Here is a 17,562-nt window from a genome sequence, read left to right on the forward strand (position 1 = left end):
GTGATGCAGCCTTTTTTTGTCAGATCTATTTAATCCCTAGAGATTAAATATCACCAAAGTTCAAAGCCTCAGACAGAGCCGCTTCAACTTCAGAAGCAGATACCTTGCTTGGTACGTCGAACTCAGGCTCTTCACGACCCTTCTTACGCTCTTCGTGGTAAGTCAGACCGGTACCCGCAGGAATCAGTCGACCTACAACAACGTTCTCCTTCAGACCACGCAGGTAGTCACGCTTACCGGTAACAGCTGCTTCGGTCAGCACTCGTGTGGTTTCCTGGAAGGAAGCCGCAGAGATAAAGGATTCAGTCGCCAGAGACGCCTTGGTGATACCCAGCAGTACGCGATCGTACTTGGCAGGCATCAGGTCTTGCGCAACCAGCTTCTCGTTCTCTTCAAGAACGTTAGTCAGCTCCATCTGGTCACCGCGGATCAGTACAGAATCACCGGTGTCGGCAACCTCTACCTTACGCAGCATCTGACGCAGAATGGTCTCAATGTGCTTATCGTTAATGCCTACACCCTGGAGACGGTATACGTCCTGGATCTCGTTAACGATATAAACAGCCAGCGCACCAACACCCAACAGACGCAGAATGTCGTGTGGGTTGGTAGGACCATCGGAGATTACTTCACCTTTGGTCACCTGCTCACCTTCGAACACGTTCAGGTGACGCCACTTAGGAATCAGCTCTTCGTACGGATCAGTACCGTCGTTCGGAGTGATAACCAGACGCTTCTTACCCTTGGTTTCCTTACCGAAACCAATGGTACCGGTGATTTCCGCCAGGATAGAGTGTTCTTTCGGCTTACGCGCTTCGAACAGGTCGGCCACTCGTGGCAGACCACCAGTGATGTCCTTGTTACCCGCAGACTGCTGTGGAATACGAGCCACAACGTCACCGATTTCTACTTTCGCGCCATCAGCCAGGTTAACCAGAGCGTTAGCAGGCAGGAAGTACTGAGCAGCTACATCAGTGTTAGGCAGCTTCAGTTCTTTGCCATTTTCATCCAGCAGCTGGATAGCAGGACGGATGTCCTTACCAGCAGAAGGACGATCCTTAGGATCCATCACTTCGATGTTGGACATACCGGTCAACTCATCAGTCTGAGTCTTAACGGTGATGTTTTCTTCCATGCCCAGGAACTTAACAGTACCGGACAGTTCAGTAACGATTGGGTGCGTGTGTGGATCCCACTTCGCAACAATCTGACCTGCTTCGACTTCGTTCTCGTGCTTAACGGACAGAACAGCACCGTATGGCAGCTTGTAACGCTCACGCTCACGACCGAATTCGTCGGCAATAGCCAACTGACCGGAACGGCTTACAGCAACCAGGTTGCCGTCTTTACGCTCAACGTGCTTCAGATTCAACAGGCGGGCAGTACCCTTACTCTTAACAGAGATGTTGTCCTGTGCAGCGTTTCTGGATGCAGCACCACCGATGTGGAAGGTACGCATGGTCAGCTGTGTGCCCGGCTCACCGATGGACTGTGCAGCGATTACGCCGACAGCCTCACCCTTGTTAACCAGGTGTCCGCGACCGAGGTCACGACCGTAACACATCGCACAAATACCGTGGCGAGTGTCACAGGTGATTGGAGAACGAACCTTGACTTCGTCAACGTTCATGTCTTCCAGACGCTTAACCCAGGCTTCGTCGATCAGGGTACCAGCAGTAACAGCCATTTCGTTGGCAGCGCCAGGCTGATAAACGTCTTCGGAAATTACACGACCCAGGATACGTTCGCCCAGAGGCTCAACCACTTCACCGCCTTCGATGTGTGGAGCCATATCCAGACCACGCAGAGTGCCACAGTCGTCTTCAGTAACAACCAGATCCTGCGCAACGTCTACCAGACGACGAGTCAGGTAACCGGAGTTAGCTGTCTTCAGAGCGGTATCCGCCAGACCCTTACGAGCACCGTGAGTAGAGATGAAGTACTGCAGTACGTTCAGACCTTCACGGAAGTTCGCGGTAATAGGAGTCTCGATGATGGAGCCATCCGGCTTAGCCATCAGACCACGCATACCAGCCAGCTGACGAATCTGTGCAGCACTACCACGAGCACCGGAGTCGGCCATCATGTAAACGCTGTTGAAAGATTCCTGCTCTTCTTCCTTACCTTCACGGTTAATGACGGTATCGGATTTCAGGTTGTCCATCATGGACTTGGCCAGCAGTTCGTTGGCACGAGACCAGATATCGATAACCTTGTTGTACTTCTCGCCCGCTGTTACCAGACCGGAAGCAAACTGGTTTTCGATTTCACGAACTTCTTCGTTGGCGTCGTTGATGATTCTCGGCTTGTTATCCGGGATAACAAAGTCGTTCACACCGATAGAAGCACCAGACAGTGTTGCGTAGTTGAAGCCCATGTAGAGCATCTGGTCAGCAAAGATAACGGTATCTTTCAGACCACAACGACGGTAGCACTGGTTCAGCAGCTTGGAGATCGCTTTCTTCTTCATCGCCTGGTTAACCAGTTCGAATGGAAGACCCATAGGGACGATTTCCCACAGCAGAATACGACCGATGGTAGTGTCAGCGAGGAACTTGTTCTCGTGCTCCACACCTTCATCGTCTGTGTATTTTTCGTGTACACGAACCTTGATGCGAGCGTGCAGCTCAGCATTACCGGTACGGTACGCGCGCATTGCTTCGTTGACATCAACGAAAGCCATGCCTTCACCCTTGGCGTTAATACGGTCACGGGTGATGTAGTACAGACCCAGTACAACGTCCTGGGAAGGTACGATGATGGGTTCGCCGTTTGCCGGAGCCAGGATGTTGTTGGTAGACATCATCAGGGCACGGGCTTCCAACTGAGCTTCAATAGTCAGTGGAACGTGTACCGCCATCTGGTCACCGTCGAAGTCGGCGTTGTATGCCGCACAAACCAGCGGATGCAGCTGGATTGCCTTACCTTCGATCAGAACCGGTTCGAACGCCTGGATACCAAGACGGTGCAGGGTTGGTGCACGGTTCAGCATGACCGGATGTTCGCGGATTACGTCAGCCAGAACGTCCCACACTTCAGGTGTTTCGCGTTCAACCATCTTCTTGGCAGCTTTAATAGTGGTAGCAAGACCACGTGCTTCCAGCTTGCCGAAGATGAACGGCTTGAACAGCTCCAGCGCCATCTTCTTAGGAAGACCACACTGATGCAGACGCAGGGTAGGACCTACGGTGATTACGGAACGACCGGAGTAGTCAACACGCTTACCAAGAAGGTTCTGACGGAAACGACCCTGCTTACCCTTGATCATGTCAGCCAGGGATTTCAGAGGACGCTTGTTGGAACCGGTGATAGCACGTCCACGACGACCGTTGTCCAGCAGCGCATCTACAGATTCCTGCAGCATACGTTTTTCGTTGCGGACAATGATGTCTGGTGCATTCAGGTCAAGCAGACGCTTCAGACGGTTGTTACGGTTGATCACTCGACGGTACAGGTCGTTCAGGTCGGACGTTGCAAAACGGCCACCATCCAGAGGTACCAGAGGACGCAGATCTGGCGGCAGAACCGGCAGAACGGTCAGGATCATCCACTCAGGGTTGTTACCTGATTTATGGAACGCTTCAACCAGCTTCAGACGCTTGGACAGCTTCTTCAGTTTGGTTTCGGAATTAGTCTGCGGAATCTCTTCACGCAGAATTTCCACTTCTTCACCCAGGTCGATGTCAGCCAGCAGGGCTTTAACCGCTTCAGCACCCATACGAGCGTCGAAGTCGTCACCGAATTCTTCCAGGGCTTCGTAGTATTGTTCGTCAGACAGCAGCTGGTTCTTTTCCAGAGTCGTCATGCCCGGATCAACTACAACGTATGATTCGAAGTACAGAACACGTTCGATATCACGCAGAGTCATGTCCAGCAGCAGGCCGATACGGGACGGCAGGGACTTCAGGAACCAGATGTGAGCAACCGGGCTGGCCAGTTCGATGTGACCCATACGGTCACGACGCACTTTAGCCAGTGCAACTTCTACGCCACACTTTTCACAGATTACACCACGGTGCTTCAGGCGCTTGTACTTACCGCACAGGCACTCATAATCCTTTACCGGGCCAAAAATTTTGGCACAGAAAAGACCGTCACGTTCAGGCTTGAACGTACGGTAGTTAATTGTTTCCGGCTTTTTAACTTCGCCGTAAGACCAGGAACGTACCATCTCTGGTGAAGCCAGACCGATACGAATCGAGTCAAACTCCTCGGTTTGGCCCTGGGTCTTGAGCAGATTTAGCAAGTCTTTCAAGATCGCATCTCCTCGTAATGCCGGGGAGCATAAAGCCCCCCAACGTCACGTTTTCGTTATTCGGTGTCCAGCTCGATGTCGATACCCAGGGAACGAATCTCTTTCAACAATACGTTGAAGGATTCAGGCATGCCTGGTTCCATACGGTGGTCGCCATCAACGATGTTTTTATACATCTTGGTACGACCGGCCACGTCATCGGACTTAACAGTCAGCATTTCCTGCAGAGTGTAAGCGGCACCGTATGCTTCCAGTGCCCATACTTCCATCTCACCGAAACGCTGGCCACCAAACTGGGCCTTACCACCCAGAGGCTGCTGGGTTACCAGAGAGTAAGAACCGGTGCTACGTGCGTGCATCTTGTCATCAACCAGGTGGTTGAGCTTCAGCATGTACATGTAACCAACGGTTACCGGACGATCAAAAGAGTCACCGGTACGACCGTCGTGCAGGGTAACCTGACCAGTGTCGCTCAGATCAGCCAGACGCAGCAGATCCTTAACTTCGGATTCCTTGGCACCGTCAAATACGGAAGTCGCCATTGGAACACCGCCGCGCAGGTTCTTCGCCAGATCCATGATTTCTTCATCAGAGAAGGAGTTCAGATCTTCAAAGCGACCTTCACCGGTACCGTTGTAAATCTCGTCCAGGAACTGACGGATTTCAACGATCTTCTTCTGAGACTCAATCATGCGATTGATCTTGTGACCCAGACCTCGAGCCGCTGCACCCAGGTGAGTTTCCAGTACCTGCCCAACGTTCATTCGGGACGGTACACCCAGAGGGTTCAGCACCACGTCAACCGGGTTACCTTCAGCATCATAAGGCATGTCTTCGACAGGCATGATGATAGAGATAACACCCTTGTTACCGTGACGACCCGCCATCTTGTCACCAGGCTGGATACGACGCTTGATAGCCAGGTAAACCTTAACGATCTTCAGCACGCCAGGTGCCATGTCGTCGCCGGTTTGCAGCTTCTTCTTCTTGTCTTCGAAACGCTCGTCCAGAATTGCGCGACGCTCTTTCAGCTGTTCGCGAGCCAGATCAAGCTGCTCGTTCAGAGATTCGTCAGACATGGACAGACGGAACCACTGTTCGTGTTCCAGACCAGCCAGGTATTCAGAAGTGATGGTGTTACCTTTGGCCAGGCCAGGTCCACGATCCACTGATTGACCAACCAGAGCCGTTTCCAGACGTTCGAAGGTGTCCTGTTCTACAACACGGAACTCTTCGTTCAAGTCTTTGCGGTATTCATCCAGAGCTGTCTTTTCGATAGCCAGGGCGCGCGTGTCTTTTTCAACACCGTCACGAGTGAATACCTGTACGTCGATTACGGTACCTTTCACAGAGGTAGGTACACGCAGGGAAGTGTCCTTAACATCGGACGCCTTCTCACCAAAGATCGCACGCAGAAGCTTTTCTTCCGGAGTCAGCTGGGTTTCGCCTTTCGGAGTTACCTTACCGACCAGAATGTCACCAGCGCCTACTTCAGCACCAACGTAAACAATACCGGCTTCGTCCAGCTTGTTCAGCGCGGATTCACCAACGTTTGGAATATCAGAAGTAATTTCTTCTGAACCCAGTTTGGTGTCACGAGCCACACAGGTCAGTTCCTGAATGTGAATCGTGGTGAAACGGTCTTCCTGAACAACACGCTCAGAGATGAGGATAGAATCCTCAAAGTTGTAACCGTTCCATGGCATGAATGCCACGCGCATGTTCTGACCCAGAGCCAGCTCACCCATGTCTACGGAAGGACCGTCAGCCATGATGTCGCCGCGAGCAATCTGCTCACCGGCACGAACCAGAGAACGCTGGTTAATACAGGTGTTCTGGTTAGAACGGGTGTACTTGGTCAGGTTGTAGATGTCTACACCGGCTTCGCCTGGCTGCAGTTCGTCACTGTTGACACGAACAACAATCTTGGCTGCGTCTACGGTATCAACCACACCACCACGGCGGGCAACAACACAAACACCGGAGTCAGAAGCTACGTTCTTCTCCATACCGGTACCTACCAGAGGCTTGTCGGCACGAAGAGTCGGTACAGCCTGACGCTGCATGTTCGATCCCATCAAAGCTCGGTTAGCATCGTCGTGCTCGAGGAATGGAATCAAAGATGCCGCTACGGATACTACCTGTTTGGTGGAGACGTCCATGTACTGGACTTTCTCAGGACCCATCAGGGTAAATTCGTTGCGGTGACGAACGTTAACCAGCTCTTCAGTCAGCTGTTTAGCGTCGTCCATTTTCGCAGAAGCCTGCGCGATTACATACTGTCCTTCTTCGATAGCGGACAGGTAATCGATTTCTTCTGTTACCTTGCCATCAACAACACGACGGTATGGAGATTCCAGGAAACCGTAGTCGTTGGTGCGGGCATAAGTAGCCAGAGAGTTGATCAGACCGATGTTCGGACCTTCAGGGGTCTCGATTGGACATACACGACCGTAGTGGGTTGGGTGTACGTCTCGAACTTCGAAGCCTGCACGTTCACGGGTCAGACCACCTGGGCCCAACGCAGAAACACGACGCTTGTGAGTTACCTCAGACAGCGGGTTGTTCTGGTCCATGAACTGGGACAGCTGGCTGGAGCCAAAGAATTCTTTAACGGCAGCAGCAACTGGCTTGGCATTAATCAGATCCTGAGGCATCAGGCCTTCGGATTCTGCCAGGCTCAAACGTTCCTTAACGGCACGTTCAACACGAACCAGACCTACGCGGAACTGGTTTTCAGCCATTTCACCAACAGAACGAACACGGCGGTTACCCAGGTGATCGATATCATCACAGATACCTTTACCGTTGCGGATGTCTACCAGTGTCTTCAGAGTTTCCAGAATATCGGAGTTATCCAGCACACCGGAGCCTGTGTCTTCTGCACGACCCAGACGACGGTTGAACTTCATACGGCCTACCGCAGAAAGGTCATAACGCTCTGGAGAGAAGAACAGGTTACCGAACAGAGTCTCTGCCGCATCCTGAGTTGGTGGCTCGCCCGGGCGCATCATACGGTAGATTTCTACCAATGCTTCCAGACGGTTGGTTGTGGAATCCGCACGCAGGGTGTCGGAAATATAGGAACCACAATCCAGCTCGTTCGTGTAGATGGTTTCAATCTGCTTGATACCAGCAGACATTAGCTGCTCATACACTTCAGGCGTAATTTCAGTGTTGCAGTCAACAATGATTTCGCCAGTAGCGGAGTGAATTACAGTTTTGGCCAATTTCTTGCCGTAGAGGTACTCAATAGGGGCCTCTAGACGTTCAAGCTTGGATTTCTGCAACTGACGAATATGACGCGCAGTTACACGACGACCTTGTTCTACAAGAACATTGCCTTCAGCATCCTTAATATCAAAACTTGCCGCTTCACCGCGCAGACGCTCAGGTGCGAATTCAGTACTTACTGACTCGGCACCAATAGTGAAGTGAATGTTATCAAAGAAGTAATCCAGAATTTCTTCGTTGTTCATGCCCAGCGCACGCATCAGGATTGTCGCAGGCAGCTTGCGGCGACGGTCGATACGGACAAACAGCAGATCCTTCGGATCGTACTCGAAGTCGAGCCATGAACCACGGTAAGGAATTACACGAGCGGAGTACAACAGTTTACCGGAGGAGTGTGTCTTACCACGGTCGTGGTCGAAGAATACACCCGGAGAACGGTGAAGCTGAGATACGATTACTCGCTCAGTACCATTGATAACAAAGGTACCGTTGTCGGTCATGAGCGGCATTTCGCCCATGTAGACCTCTTGTTCCTTGATGTCCTTAATCGCTTTGTTGGAAGACTCCTTATCATAAATGATCAGGCGCACCTTCACACGCAGAGGTACTGCGTAGGTTACACCACGGAGTTGACATTCCTTGACATCAAACGCTGGATTGCCGAGCCTGTAGCTCACATATTCCAGCGCCGCATTACCTGAATAACTTACGATAGGAAATACGGATTTAAATGCAGCGTGCAGACCAATGTCTTCACGTGCGGACGGCTCTTTTCCGGACTGCAGCAGCTTATGATAAGAATCAAGCTGAATCGCCAGAAGATAGGGCACATTCATGACATGCGGCAATTTGCCGAAGTCTTTGCGGATGCGTTTTTTCTCTGTATACGAGTATGCCATCAGCGTTCCCCAGCTTGGTCACCTGGTTCTGGCGTTCAGACCTCATGGTCTGGCCATCTAGGTTTATTGAGGGCGGGTGGCCCCCTTTGATACCCAATTAAAAAACGGTGATTTCAACCGTTAACCGTTGCATGAGCTCTAGCGTCCGTCAAAGGTTTCCCTTGGTGACAGACCTGTATCACACTGCAACTTTCGCTTATTACCTGCGCTTTAATGTACGGTGAATAGCTTGCTTCCGAGCTTCAACCGCTAAAACGAAAGTAATTTCAGTGGAGCGAACGTTCTCAACCGAAACGGTCCGGAACGATACAGCTCATACAACGGAAAAAGGCCGGTACCCTATAGGCACCAGCCACCTGAGACTATTATGCAATAGACTCTGGATATTTCAAAGCTGTGTAGAATTACTTAACTTCTACGGAAGCGCCAGCTTCTTCCAGCTGCTTCTTCAGCTCTTCAGCTTCTTCTTTGCTTGCGCCTTCTTTAACAGGAGCAGGAGCGCCGTCTACAACGCCCTTAGCTTCTTTCAGACCCAGGCCAGTTGCAGCACGTACAACCTTGATTACGTTTACTTTCTTGTCGCCAGCGCCAGTCAGAATTACGTCGAATTCAGTCTGTTCTTCAACAGCAGCAGCTTCAGCAGCAGCTGGAGCAGCAGCAACAGCAGCAGCAGCAGAAACGCCGAACTTTTCTTCCATAGCTTCAACCAGCTCAACAACGTCCATTACGGACATTTCAGCGATTGCATTCAGGATATCTTCTTTAGACAGAGCCATTGTAGGCCTCCAAAATCTTAGTGTGGGGCGAACCCCAAAAATTCGTTTAAATAAGAATCAAAAAACCAAACCCAAAAGGGCTTTCTCTTCAAAGAGATTAAGCGGCTTCTTTCTTCTCGTCGGCAACAGCTGCCATTACACGTGTAATGCTTAGTGGGAACTCGTTCAGAGTTCTTGTCAGCTTGGTTACAGGTGCAATCATTACACTCATCAGCATCGCGCGAGCTTGATCCAGAGTAGGCATCTTGGCCAGAACATCGATTTGTTCTGCACCCAGAACCTGCCCAGAGATGGACAGAGCCTTAACTTCCAGTTCTGCATTCTCTTTAGCGAAGTCTTTAATCAGACGCGCAGCGGCGCCTGGATCTTCCTGAGAGAATGCCAGCACGGTAGGACCAACCAGTTCACTCTGCAGGCACTCAAAATCAGTACCTTCAACAGCGCGGCGAGCCAGTGTGTTACGTACAACCTTCAGGTATACGCCACCATCACGAGCCTGCTTACGCAGTTCGGTCATTTGACCAACAGAGAGACCACGGTAATCCGCGATAACAGCCGACAGAGCGCTTTGTGCAGCCTCGCTGACTTCGGCGACAATCGCCTTCTTGTCTTCGAGTCCTAACGCCATTTGGCTTACTCCAATTTATGAAGTTAAATCCGATACATCTGCAAAGCAGTGCATCAGACACTTACAATACGGTGATGGGTAAAAACCAATTCAAATGAAAGGATTTTCTTCACCGTCTACGCAGGGCATTAAGTGTCGAGTTTTTTGTCAGATCTAAAATCCAACCCCACTTTCGCGAGAACAACTCTTCACACCTGCGATCTTTGACGGTCTCCATAAAAATGGAGACCCCAAAGTCTGTTTGAATCACAGACAGTCAGACAAAAGTCGGACTATCTATAACTCTTTAATCAGTATTCCAGAGTGCTCATGTCGACAGTCAGACCTGGACCCATAGTAGAGGACAGGGTAACTTTCTTCACGTAAACACCTTTGCTGGTAGAAGGCTTCAGCTTCTTCAGCTCAGCCATCAGCGCTTCAACGTTTTGCTTCAGCGATGCGGCTTCAAAATCGATCTTGCCGATACCAGCGTGGATGATACCGTTCTTGTCAGTACGGAAACGAACCTGACCAGCTTTAGCGTTCTTAACTGCTTCAGCAACGTTAGGAGTTACAGTACCAACCTTAGGGTTAGGCATCAGACCACGTGGGCCCAGGATCTGACCCAGCTGACCAACAACACGCATCGCATCAGGAGAAGCGATAACTACGTCGAAGTTCATCTCGCCAGCTTTAACTTGTGCAGCCAGATCGTCCATACCAACGATCTCGGCGCCAGCTGCCTTAGCAGCTTCAGCGTTAGCGCCCTGTGTAAACACAGCAACGCGAACGTCTTTACCAGTACCAGCAGGCATTACAGTAGAGCCACGAACAACCTGGTCGGATTTACGAGGATCCACACCCAGATTGATAGCAACTTCTACAGATTCTTTAAATTTAACGCTGGAAACTTCCTTCAGGACGTTTGCAGCTTCTTCGAAGGAGTAAGCTTTTTCAGCTACAACCTTCTCAGCAATCATCTTTGCACGCTTAGTCAGCTTAGCCATTATTCTACGCCCTCCACGTTGATACCCATGGAACGAGCGGAACCAGCGATGGTGCGGATAGCCGCATCTTCGTCAGCTGCTGTCAGGTCTGGTTCTTTGATCTTGGCGATTTCCAGCAGTTGCTCGCGAGTAGCAGTGCCCACTTTTTCAGTGTTAGGACGACCAGAACCACTCTTCAGCTTCAGAACTTTCTTCAGCAGAACAGATGCAGGCGGAGTTTTTGTTTCGAAGGTAAAGCTACGGTCGCCGTATACGGTAATGATTACCGGAATTGGCATACCAGCATCCATATCCTGAGTTTTGGCGTTAAACGCTTTACAAAACTCCATGATATTCACGCCGTGCTGACCCAAAGCTGGACCAACTGGTGGTGAAGGATTAGCTTTAGCCGCAGGTACCTGCAGCTTAATGTAAGCTTCGACTTTCTTAGCCATGATAACCTCAATATTGGGTCACTGCCTTATATACAGAGAACTCTTTATAGCGAAATCACTATAGAAGAGTCGCCCCAACATCCGGCTACCCGCTTTTGGACTTACGTCCTTCATATAAAAACCCTGCATCGTTCGCAACCATGCAGGGTTTTGCAATCTAAGCCGACCTTTTTACCATGAAACGGTCATGGTTGTCAGACTTTTTCGACCTGAATAAATTCCAGCTCGACTGGTGTAGAGCGTCCGAAAATCATAACCGCCACATGCAGGCGACTCTTTTCGTAGTTAACTTCTTCTACCACACCATTGAAGTCCGCAAATGGACCATCAATAACTCGAACCATTTCACCAGGTTCGAACAACGTCTTCGGACGAGGCTTCTCAACACCATCCTGAACACGCTGAAGAATAGCGTCTGCCTCTTTCTCGGTGATCGGTGCTGGCTTGGAGGCTGTGCCACCAATAAAGCCCATCACTCGCGGCGTATCTTTAATAAGATGCCAGCTATCTTCGTTCATTTCCATCTGGACTAACACGTAACCAGGGAAGAACTTACGCTCACTTTTGCGCTTCTGGCCGTTACGAATTTCAACCACTTCTTCAGTTGGAACTAAAATCTCACCAAAGTGATCTTCCATACTGTGAAGCTTGACGCGCTCAGTCAGCGAACGCATCACCTGCTTTTCATAGCCTGAATAGGCATGAACTACATACCAACGTTTCGCCATTGTCCTATCCCTATCCAATCAGGCTACTGATCATCCAGCCTAGCAGAGAATCGAGCGCCCATAAAATGAGGCCCATAATAACCACTACTGCAACAACTACCAGAGTGGTTTGTACTGTCTCCTGACGAGTCGGCCAGACAACCTTTCGAATCTCAACCTTGGCTTCTTTAACCAGGTTCCAGAAGGCGCCGCCTTTCACGGTCTGCAGACCAATAAAGCCCGCAGCAACCGCCAACGCAACAAGAGCCAATGCTCTATACAGAACAGACTCTTCAGTAAAATATGTATTTCCAGCTACGCCAGCCGCTACCAGAATCGCTACCAAGGCCCATTTAAGCCCATCCAGACGACCCTCAGTCGCTACTTCAGGTTTTCCACTCATCAGTTGACTTTCTCTATTCGGAAAAGCTTTGCCTAATAACTTCAATTACTAAGAACTTTTACAATCAAGAGCACTTAATACAAAGTTGGCTTGAATCAAGATATGGCAGGCCAGGAGGGAATCGAACCCCCAACCCCCGGTTTTGGAGACCGGTGCTCTACCAATTGAACTACTGGCCTGTATCTGAGTAGTCGATCGACTACCTTCTCTTGATACGAGGACCGATAAATTATAATCGACCCCGATCAAACTGAAAAGTCTTATTCTATTAAACCTCAACCCAAACCTTGAGGTTAAAAATAAGGGAAGCATTTCGCTTCCCTTATATATTCTGGAGCTCTCGAGCAGATTTGAACTGCCGACCTCACCCTTACCAAGGGTGCGCTCTACCAACTGAGCTACGAGAGCACTCTAATTCAGAATATTGGAGCGGGTAGCGGGGATCGAACCCGCATCATCAGCTTGGAAGGCTGAGGTTCTACCATTGAACTATACCCGCAGAGCTAAATTCGCCAAGCAAGCATCGCTTCTTGCGAATCCCGCTTCATTAACCTTCTCAAAAAAGAAGACTAAAGAAAAGTGGTGGTGGGGGCTGGATTCGAACCAGCGAAGCTTTCGCGTCAGATTTACAGTCTGATCCCTTTGGCCACTCGGGAACCCCACCTCAGTGCTGCGCTATTTTATTCAGGAGCTTTTCAAAGTCAAGCTGTTGTTTCTACTGGCTGAGTAGAAAGCTTGTTGCTTCGCCGCCATCTCTTGTTTTGAATGGCTGCCCCCGAAGCGCAGGCGTATATTAGTGAAACGAATCGTCAGTTGCAATCCCTTTGCAGCTTTTTTCCAGCATTTTCAGCCCTTTGTATTCTTTACTGATATCAGCCCATATTTTTCCACCCAGATCACCGGCTTTACCTGCCTCCATTTCCAGCCAGAATACTTTTGGATTTCTTTTCAGTTTCTTAATAGCTGTTTCATACCCTGCTTCTAATAAACGACGGCTGACTTGGTTTGCAGATTTCTGTTTAGTGAACAGTCCCAGTGAAATACCGTTGGCCAGCTCTCCCTGAGTGATAACAAAACTGTCGATCCCCTGCCCCTGGAGCTCACGCAGTAATCGAATGGCTGCCTGCCTGTTTGCCAGAGGTGGAATATGAACCCAGTAATCTTCTCCGGCGGCTTCGTTATCAGAACGTTCTCGACTGCTTAGCCCGAGAGAGAATAGCCGTTGTTGCAACTGGTCAGCTTTCTTTGCTGTCCTGAATGGACCCAGCACAAGGCATTGTCTGGCATTATGAACCTTTGTTTCTGTTTGTTCTTTCTTAGAGGCAGTAACAGATACGATACTCTTTGGCTTGGCCGCAATTTCAGAGAGAAGGACGATACGCTTGCCCTGCAGCGGCACTGCATTTGTTACAGGCGCAACTTCAGGATAATTCTGATGAGACTGCTGATAATAGCCCCAGACAAAGTAGCAGGCGTTTGCAAAAAGAAGAACAAGAAAGATCCAGCGCATAACCAAGCCTGTTTCGAATGCCTGATGCCTTCAGGCCTGAATTTATTACTTATTGTTTCTTTCTTCTCATATAGAGGAAAGAACATTAACGATGCTGACTGATAATACCCAGACCGTCCATCACAAGATCAGGAACATAGACTCGCTGATGCTGGCTTTTCAAATGGTCTAGCAGCTGCGGAGCATCGCCTCCGGTAATATAGAGTACCGCGTTCCGGTACCGAGCACATACTTCATCTACCATAGCCACACTCATGGCAAGAACACCATGATTGATGCAATCCATGGTTATATCACCCAACTCTGTTGCATGAGCAGGGTGCTCAACCGTCTCCAGCTCAGCAGTGTTAATGGCCAGAGATTCTTTCATCAGTCTCAGTCCAGGCACTATGTAACCACCCAGATGCAGCCCTTCTGAATCAACTACATCAATAGTCATAGCCGTGCCGCAATCAACAACCACTTTTATATTGTCAGGATGACTGTTGTGCGCTGCCAGCATAGCGAGCCAGCGATCGACACCCAGCATCTCTACCTTCTTATATATAACCGTTACACCTGCACACTGTTTCTGTGTTCTGGCAACAATCGGTTCAATACCTGCAATATCTCTTAGTATCTGCTGAAGTCGCTCCAGCCGGTCAGCACCGGAAACCATCGAGATAGCCGCTGCAGAAATACCACCAGCCGTTGTCACAATGGCAGAAAGTTCGTCCTGCCAGTTCTTTTTATTATCAATACGTCCGGAATCAATGGTTTGAGACCCACTCACCAGTCGCCATTTCAAGCAGGTATTGCCCGCATCCAGCTGCAGGTGTTTCTGAGCATCTGTCATGATTTTCTCAAGGAGACCTCGCCACCGTTAAACACCATAACGCCTGAATCCGTTTCCAGCATCAAGCCACCCAGCTCATTAACACCCATGCAACGGCCATGCACCGTTCTGGTCGCTGCAACCAGTTTCACCGGATCACCTTTAAAAGCATCGTACTCACACCATTGATCACGGAACAGGGCAAAACCTCCCTGACTGAAACCTTTCAATAAATGGCTCAAACTGTTAACCAGCTCACCAACCACTTGATTACGGCTTACCGCTTTACCGCAGATTCTATGAAGATCCGTTGCTGGTTGATCGATACTCACCAGATGTTCATCAGATAATCGTATATTTATACCTATACCAATAATGACCTGACATTCACCTGTTGGATCACCACTAACTTCCAGCAGAATGCCGCTTAGCTTTTTCCCCTGCCAGAGAATATCGTTGGGCCACTTCAGTTTCAGATCTCTGACACCCACCGATTCAAGTGCTTTTACGACCGCCAGGCCAACGGCCAGACTCAAACCTTCCAGAGAAGCAGTGCCTTCTCCACTGTTCCACAGAGCAGAGAGACTGATGGTTGAACCTAATGGACTTTGCCAGACTCGCCCTCTTCGTCCGCGACCACCCGATTGATGCTCTGCCAGACAATAGCGCACTTTGTCACCAGGCAGTTTACCCAACTCACGAACCCAGTCGTTGGTTGAACCCGTAGACAAAGTAGTATGAAGTTCTACGCGTTCAGTTATATCCGGTTCAATAACAGGAAGGATCTGCTGTTCATCAAGCAGTTCAATCCCTGAGCCGAGTCGATAACCCCTGCCACGAACAGAATCCAGCGTCAATCCGAGTTCTTCGAGCGATTTCAGCTTTTTCCATATAGCTGCACGACTGATACCCAGCTTTTCTCCCAACTCTTCACCGGAGTGAAACTGACCATCGGATAACAGTGCTAATAATTTCTGCATTCTCTGCCTAAAGTAAGTCTGGCCGGTACAAAACCGTTAGTGCTCTTCCATTGGAATGGCAAATGATATGCGCTGTTGGCTGCTGCCTCAAATCAGTAACGAACTTTCTGTCAGATGCCGAGTCTTAGAAGTAAATGTGTAGCTATATTATTTCTACACCAAAGCAGAGAGAAATTAATGAACGTTTATAAGAATCTATCCGCTGCTTTTGCCGTAGGGCTTTCTTTTGTAGCTTATGCACACTCCCCTAACGACCACTCCTTGGATATATATCCAGGACTGCAGGACTACGATCAAATTTTTTCTCTGCAAGGCTTCGAGCCAGATACAGTGTTGGGAGAGATTAAAAATAAGAACTATGAAGAAGAACTGCTGGCGCCATGGAATGAAACCTGGCTCAATCAGGTTTTGACGAACATACCAGCCCCAAAAGATAGCTCCAAAATTCAGTTACTCATTAAGGATGTCTTTACTACTTATCAAAAAGAGTTAGCTGGCAGCACTAACGACGTAAGCTCTAGTCAGGCCTTTATCGCAAACAGACCTCAGAACCTTTTTCATGCTTTGGATAATGATGAACCAAATCTCATCATCCACTTGCTAGACAATATTCTGACGATAGCCAGACTCGATCGCTACTTCCTTTCCGGTACTAAAATCACTCGAGAAAAACAATTACAATTTGCCAGGAAGATACTCAGCCTTGATACCTTCTCAACCTTCTCTCACGACGCCAGAGCAATAACCGTTACGGACGCTCATGCATCATTCCTTCCAAGCAAAGAAGCTATTACTAATGACCTTGCCGGTACTGCCAATACAGGCTCGGATCAGAAAACCTCATCATCCTTTATTCCAGCTAACACCCCACTTTATGTCCTTGGACAATTGAATGATGATGAAAAGATGACGCCGGAAGACAGCTCATGGCTCATCGTATGGAGACCGGAGTTTGGCATTAAATTTGTTCGCTCAGAACATGTGGCTTTGCTCTCTGCTGAAGACATTGAGATATATAAAACGGCGGCAAAAGACAGTGTCGAACTGGTTGCTTCAACCAGGTTGAGTGCTACCTATTTTACTGACCGTCGCCGTTTTCTACGCCCAGGCACACCCATACTGAGAAATAACGATCAATTCCTTACAGCGATTTCTCTCTATGATAATCAGCTGCCAACCACACCCCACGGGTTAAAGCTTTATCATGCCTACCTCACCAACACTCACCTGGCAGTAAAAGACTCGGAACAAGAGCTGGCCGATCATATCAGGCCTGTATCACATCCATTCACTGTCGCTGAATATCAGAGACAGCTGCATCTCAATACTTTTGATAATCCCTGGTACGTAAGGCCGAATGAAAATAAGCCTTTTGCCTGGGGTGAAGCACCTGTAGGCCCGGACAATTACAACGGGCAGGATGTCTCAAATTTCATTCGTAAAGTGCTTCTGCAATTTGGTATTAATCTCCCGCGCTATTCCGGAGACCAGATTATTGAAGGACTTACGACTAACCCTGTTTATGGAACCCTGGATGGTTTCACTAAGTTTGTAACAGGTAGCACTCTCATCGAAGACAAGCTCAATGACTTCCATCAGGCTCTGGTTGATCACTGCAATCCTGGATACTTCACTTCTTTTGGAGCAGGCAGCCATGCAGCCTGCCTCGGGAGTATCACCTGGGAACAGCTAAATACTCTGGACTCAAAAGCTGCGCAGGATGCTATCGAGCATGGAAACATGACGACTGATGACAGGATTCCCTTGCTGGCTTTAAGTCCTGTAGGGCTAAAAGCCTCATCAGGCTGGTATATAACAGGAAAGACAGCTGTCTACCCGGTATTCAAATCAGAACCACACAATGCCTGGGTGTCCAGAGCCAACCTGTTTATCTACAGCTACTTTAAGTGATAATAAAAATGAGCGCCTAAAGATG

12 protein-coding genes and 4 tRNA genes are annotated in these 17,562 nt (G+C 49.3%); 1 reads left to right on the forward strand and 15 read right to left on the reverse strand.

Features of this window, described 5'->3' with window-relative positions; translation table 11 throughout:
• Positions 1-43: 43 nt before the first annotated feature.
• The 15 genes from rpoC to birA all read right to left on the reverse strand — a co-directional run bounded on the left by rpoC (position 44) and on the right by birA (position 15,626).
• On the reverse strand, positions 44-4,255 hold the full coding sequence (rpoC, locus tag EOPP23_RS08285) for a DNA-directed RNA polymerase subunit beta' (protein ID WP_153765483.1): 4,212 nt from the start codon (positions 4,253-4,255) through the stop codon (positions 44-46).
• Between the two features lie 56 nt (positions 4,256-4,311).
• Entirely contained in the window at positions 4,312-8,388 is a 4,077-nt protein-coding gene (rpoB, locus tag EOPP23_RS08290) for a DNA-directed RNA polymerase subunit beta (protein ID WP_153765484.1), read from the reverse strand.
• 404 nt (positions 8,389-8,792) lie between these two features.
• The gene (gene rplL, locus EOPP23_RS08295; RefSeq protein WP_153765485.1) at positions 8,793-9,164 is read right to left on the reverse strand and encodes a 50S ribosomal protein L7/L12; all 372 of its coding nucleotides are present in this window, start codon (positions 9,162-9,164) and stop codon (positions 8,793-8,795) included.
• A gap of 97 nt (positions 9,165-9,261) precedes the next feature.
• Positions 9,262-9,792, reverse strand: a complete 531-nt coding sequence (gene rplJ / locus EOPP23_RS08300; RefSeq protein WP_153765486.1) for a 50S ribosomal protein L10 — start codon at positions 9,790-9,792, stop codon at positions 9,262-9,264.
• Positions 9,793-10,082: 290 nt separating this feature from the next.
• Complete coding sequence (rplA, locus tag EOPP23_RS08305) at positions 10,083-10,778, reverse strand: 50S ribosomal protein L1 (RefSeq protein ID WP_153765487.1); 696 nt, start codon at positions 10,776-10,778, stop codon at positions 10,083-10,085.
• Positions 10,778-11,212: a 50S ribosomal protein L11 gene (rplK, locus tag EOPP23_RS08310; protein WP_153765488.1), complete on the reverse strand. Its 435-nt coding sequence runs from the start codon at positions 11,210-11,212 to the stop codon at positions 10,778-10,780. The genes rplA and rplK overlap by 1 nt, the downstream gene beginning before the upstream one ends.
• A gap of 194 nt (positions 11,213-11,406) precedes the next feature.
• Positions 11,407-11,940, reverse strand: a complete 534-nt coding sequence (gene nusG, locus EOPP23_RS08315; protein WP_153765489.1) for a transcription termination/antitermination protein NusG — start codon at positions 11,938-11,940, stop codon at positions 11,407-11,409.
• Between the two features lie 10 nt (positions 11,941-11,950).
• Complete coding sequence (gene secE, locus EOPP23_RS08320) at positions 11,951-12,322, reverse strand: preprotein translocase subunit SecE (protein ID WP_153765490.1); 372 nt, start codon at positions 12,320-12,322, stop codon at positions 11,951-11,953.
• 103 nt (positions 12,323-12,425) lie between these two features.
• Positions 12,426-12,501 (reverse strand) — tRNA-Trp (locus EOPP23_RS08325).
• 153 nt (positions 12,502-12,654) lie between these two features.
• Positions 12,655-12,730: transfer RNA gene (locus tag EOPP23_RS08330), tRNA-Thr, on the reverse strand.
• A gap of 17 nt (positions 12,731-12,747) precedes the next feature.
• Positions 12,748-12,821 (reverse strand) — tRNA-Gly (locus EOPP23_RS08335).
• A gap of 81 nt (positions 12,822-12,902) precedes the next feature.
• Positions 12,903-12,986, reverse strand: a tRNA-Tyr gene (locus tag EOPP23_RS08340).
• A 129-nt stretch (positions 12,987-13,115) separates the two neighbouring features.
• Entirely contained in the window at positions 13,116-13,832 is a 717-nt protein-coding gene (locus EOPP23_RS08345) for an SPOR domain-containing protein (RefSeq protein WP_153765491.1), read from the reverse strand.
• An 85-nt stretch (positions 13,833-13,917) separates the two neighbouring features.
• The gene (locus EOPP23_RS08350) at positions 13,918-14,667 is read right to left on the reverse strand and encodes a type III pantothenate kinase (RefSeq protein WP_153765492.1); all 750 of its coding nucleotides are present in this window, start codon (positions 14,665-14,667) and stop codon (positions 13,918-13,920) included.
• Entirely contained in the window at positions 14,664-15,626 is a 963-nt protein-coding gene (gene birA, locus EOPP23_RS08355; protein ID WP_153765493.1) for a bifunctional biotin--[acetyl-CoA-carboxylase] ligase/biotin operon repressor BirA, read from the reverse strand. Before birA ends, EOPP23_RS08350 begins: the two co-directional genes overlap by 4 nt.
• A 177-nt stretch (positions 15,627-15,803) precedes the next feature.
• Here birA and EOPP23_RS08360 point away from each other — a divergent pair, with 177 nt between their 5' ends.
• Positions 15,804-17,537, forward strand: a complete 1,734-nt coding sequence (locus EOPP23_RS08360) for a hypothetical protein (RefSeq protein WP_153765494.1) — start codon at positions 15,804-15,806, stop codon at positions 17,535-17,537.
• Positions 17,538-17,562 lie beyond the last annotated feature (25 nt).

The sequence above is a fragment of the Endozoicomonas sp. OPT23 genome, from assembly GCF_009653635.1.
GTDB lineage: Bacteria > Pseudomonadota > Gammaproteobacteria > Pseudomonadales > Endozoicomonadaceae > Endozoicomonas_A.

Bases quoted from the DNA above. Each gene is read 5' to 3' on its own strand.
- rpoB (WP_153765484.1), bottom strand. From the start codon at position 8,388: ATGGCATACTCGTATACAGAGAAAAAACGCATCCGCAAAGACTTCGGC.
- rplL (WP_153765485.1), bottom strand. From the start codon at position 9,164: ATGGCTCTGTCTAAAGAAGATATCCTGAATGCAATCGCTGAAATGTCC.
- rplJ (WP_153765486.1), bottom strand. From the start codon at position 9,792: ATGGCGTTAGGACTCGAAGACAAGAAGGCGATTGTCGCCGAAGTCAGC.
- rplA (WP_153765487.1), bottom strand. From the start codon at position 10,778: ATGGCTAAGCTGACTAAGCGTGCAAAGATGATTGCTGAGAAGGTTGTA.
- rplK (WP_153765488.1), bottom strand. From the start codon at position 11,212: ATGGCTAAGAAAGTCGAAGCTTACATTAAGCTGCAGGTACCTGCGGCT.
- nusG (WP_153765489.1), bottom strand. From the start codon at position 11,940: ATGGCGAAACGTTGGTATGTAGTTCATGCCTATTCAGGCTATGAAAAG.
- secE (WP_153765490.1), bottom strand. From the start codon at position 12,322: ATGAGTGGAAAACCTGAAGTAGCGACTGAGGGTCGTCTGGATGGGCTT.
- EOPP23_RS08345 (WP_153765491.1), bottom strand. From the start codon at position 13,832: ATGCGCTGGATCTTTCTTGTTCTTCTTTTTGCAAACGCCTGCTACTTT.
- EOPP23_RS08350 (WP_153765492.1), bottom strand. From the start codon at position 14,667: ATGACAGATGCTCAGAAACACCTGCAGCTGGATGCGGGCAATACCTGC.
- birA (WP_153765493.1), bottom strand. From the start codon at position 15,626: ATGCAGAAATTATTAGCACTGTTATCCGATGGTCAGTTTCACTCCGGT.
- EOPP23_RS08360 (WP_153765494.1), top strand. From the start codon at position 15,804: ATGAACGTTTATAAGAATCTATCCGCTGCTTTTGCCGTAGGGCTTTCT.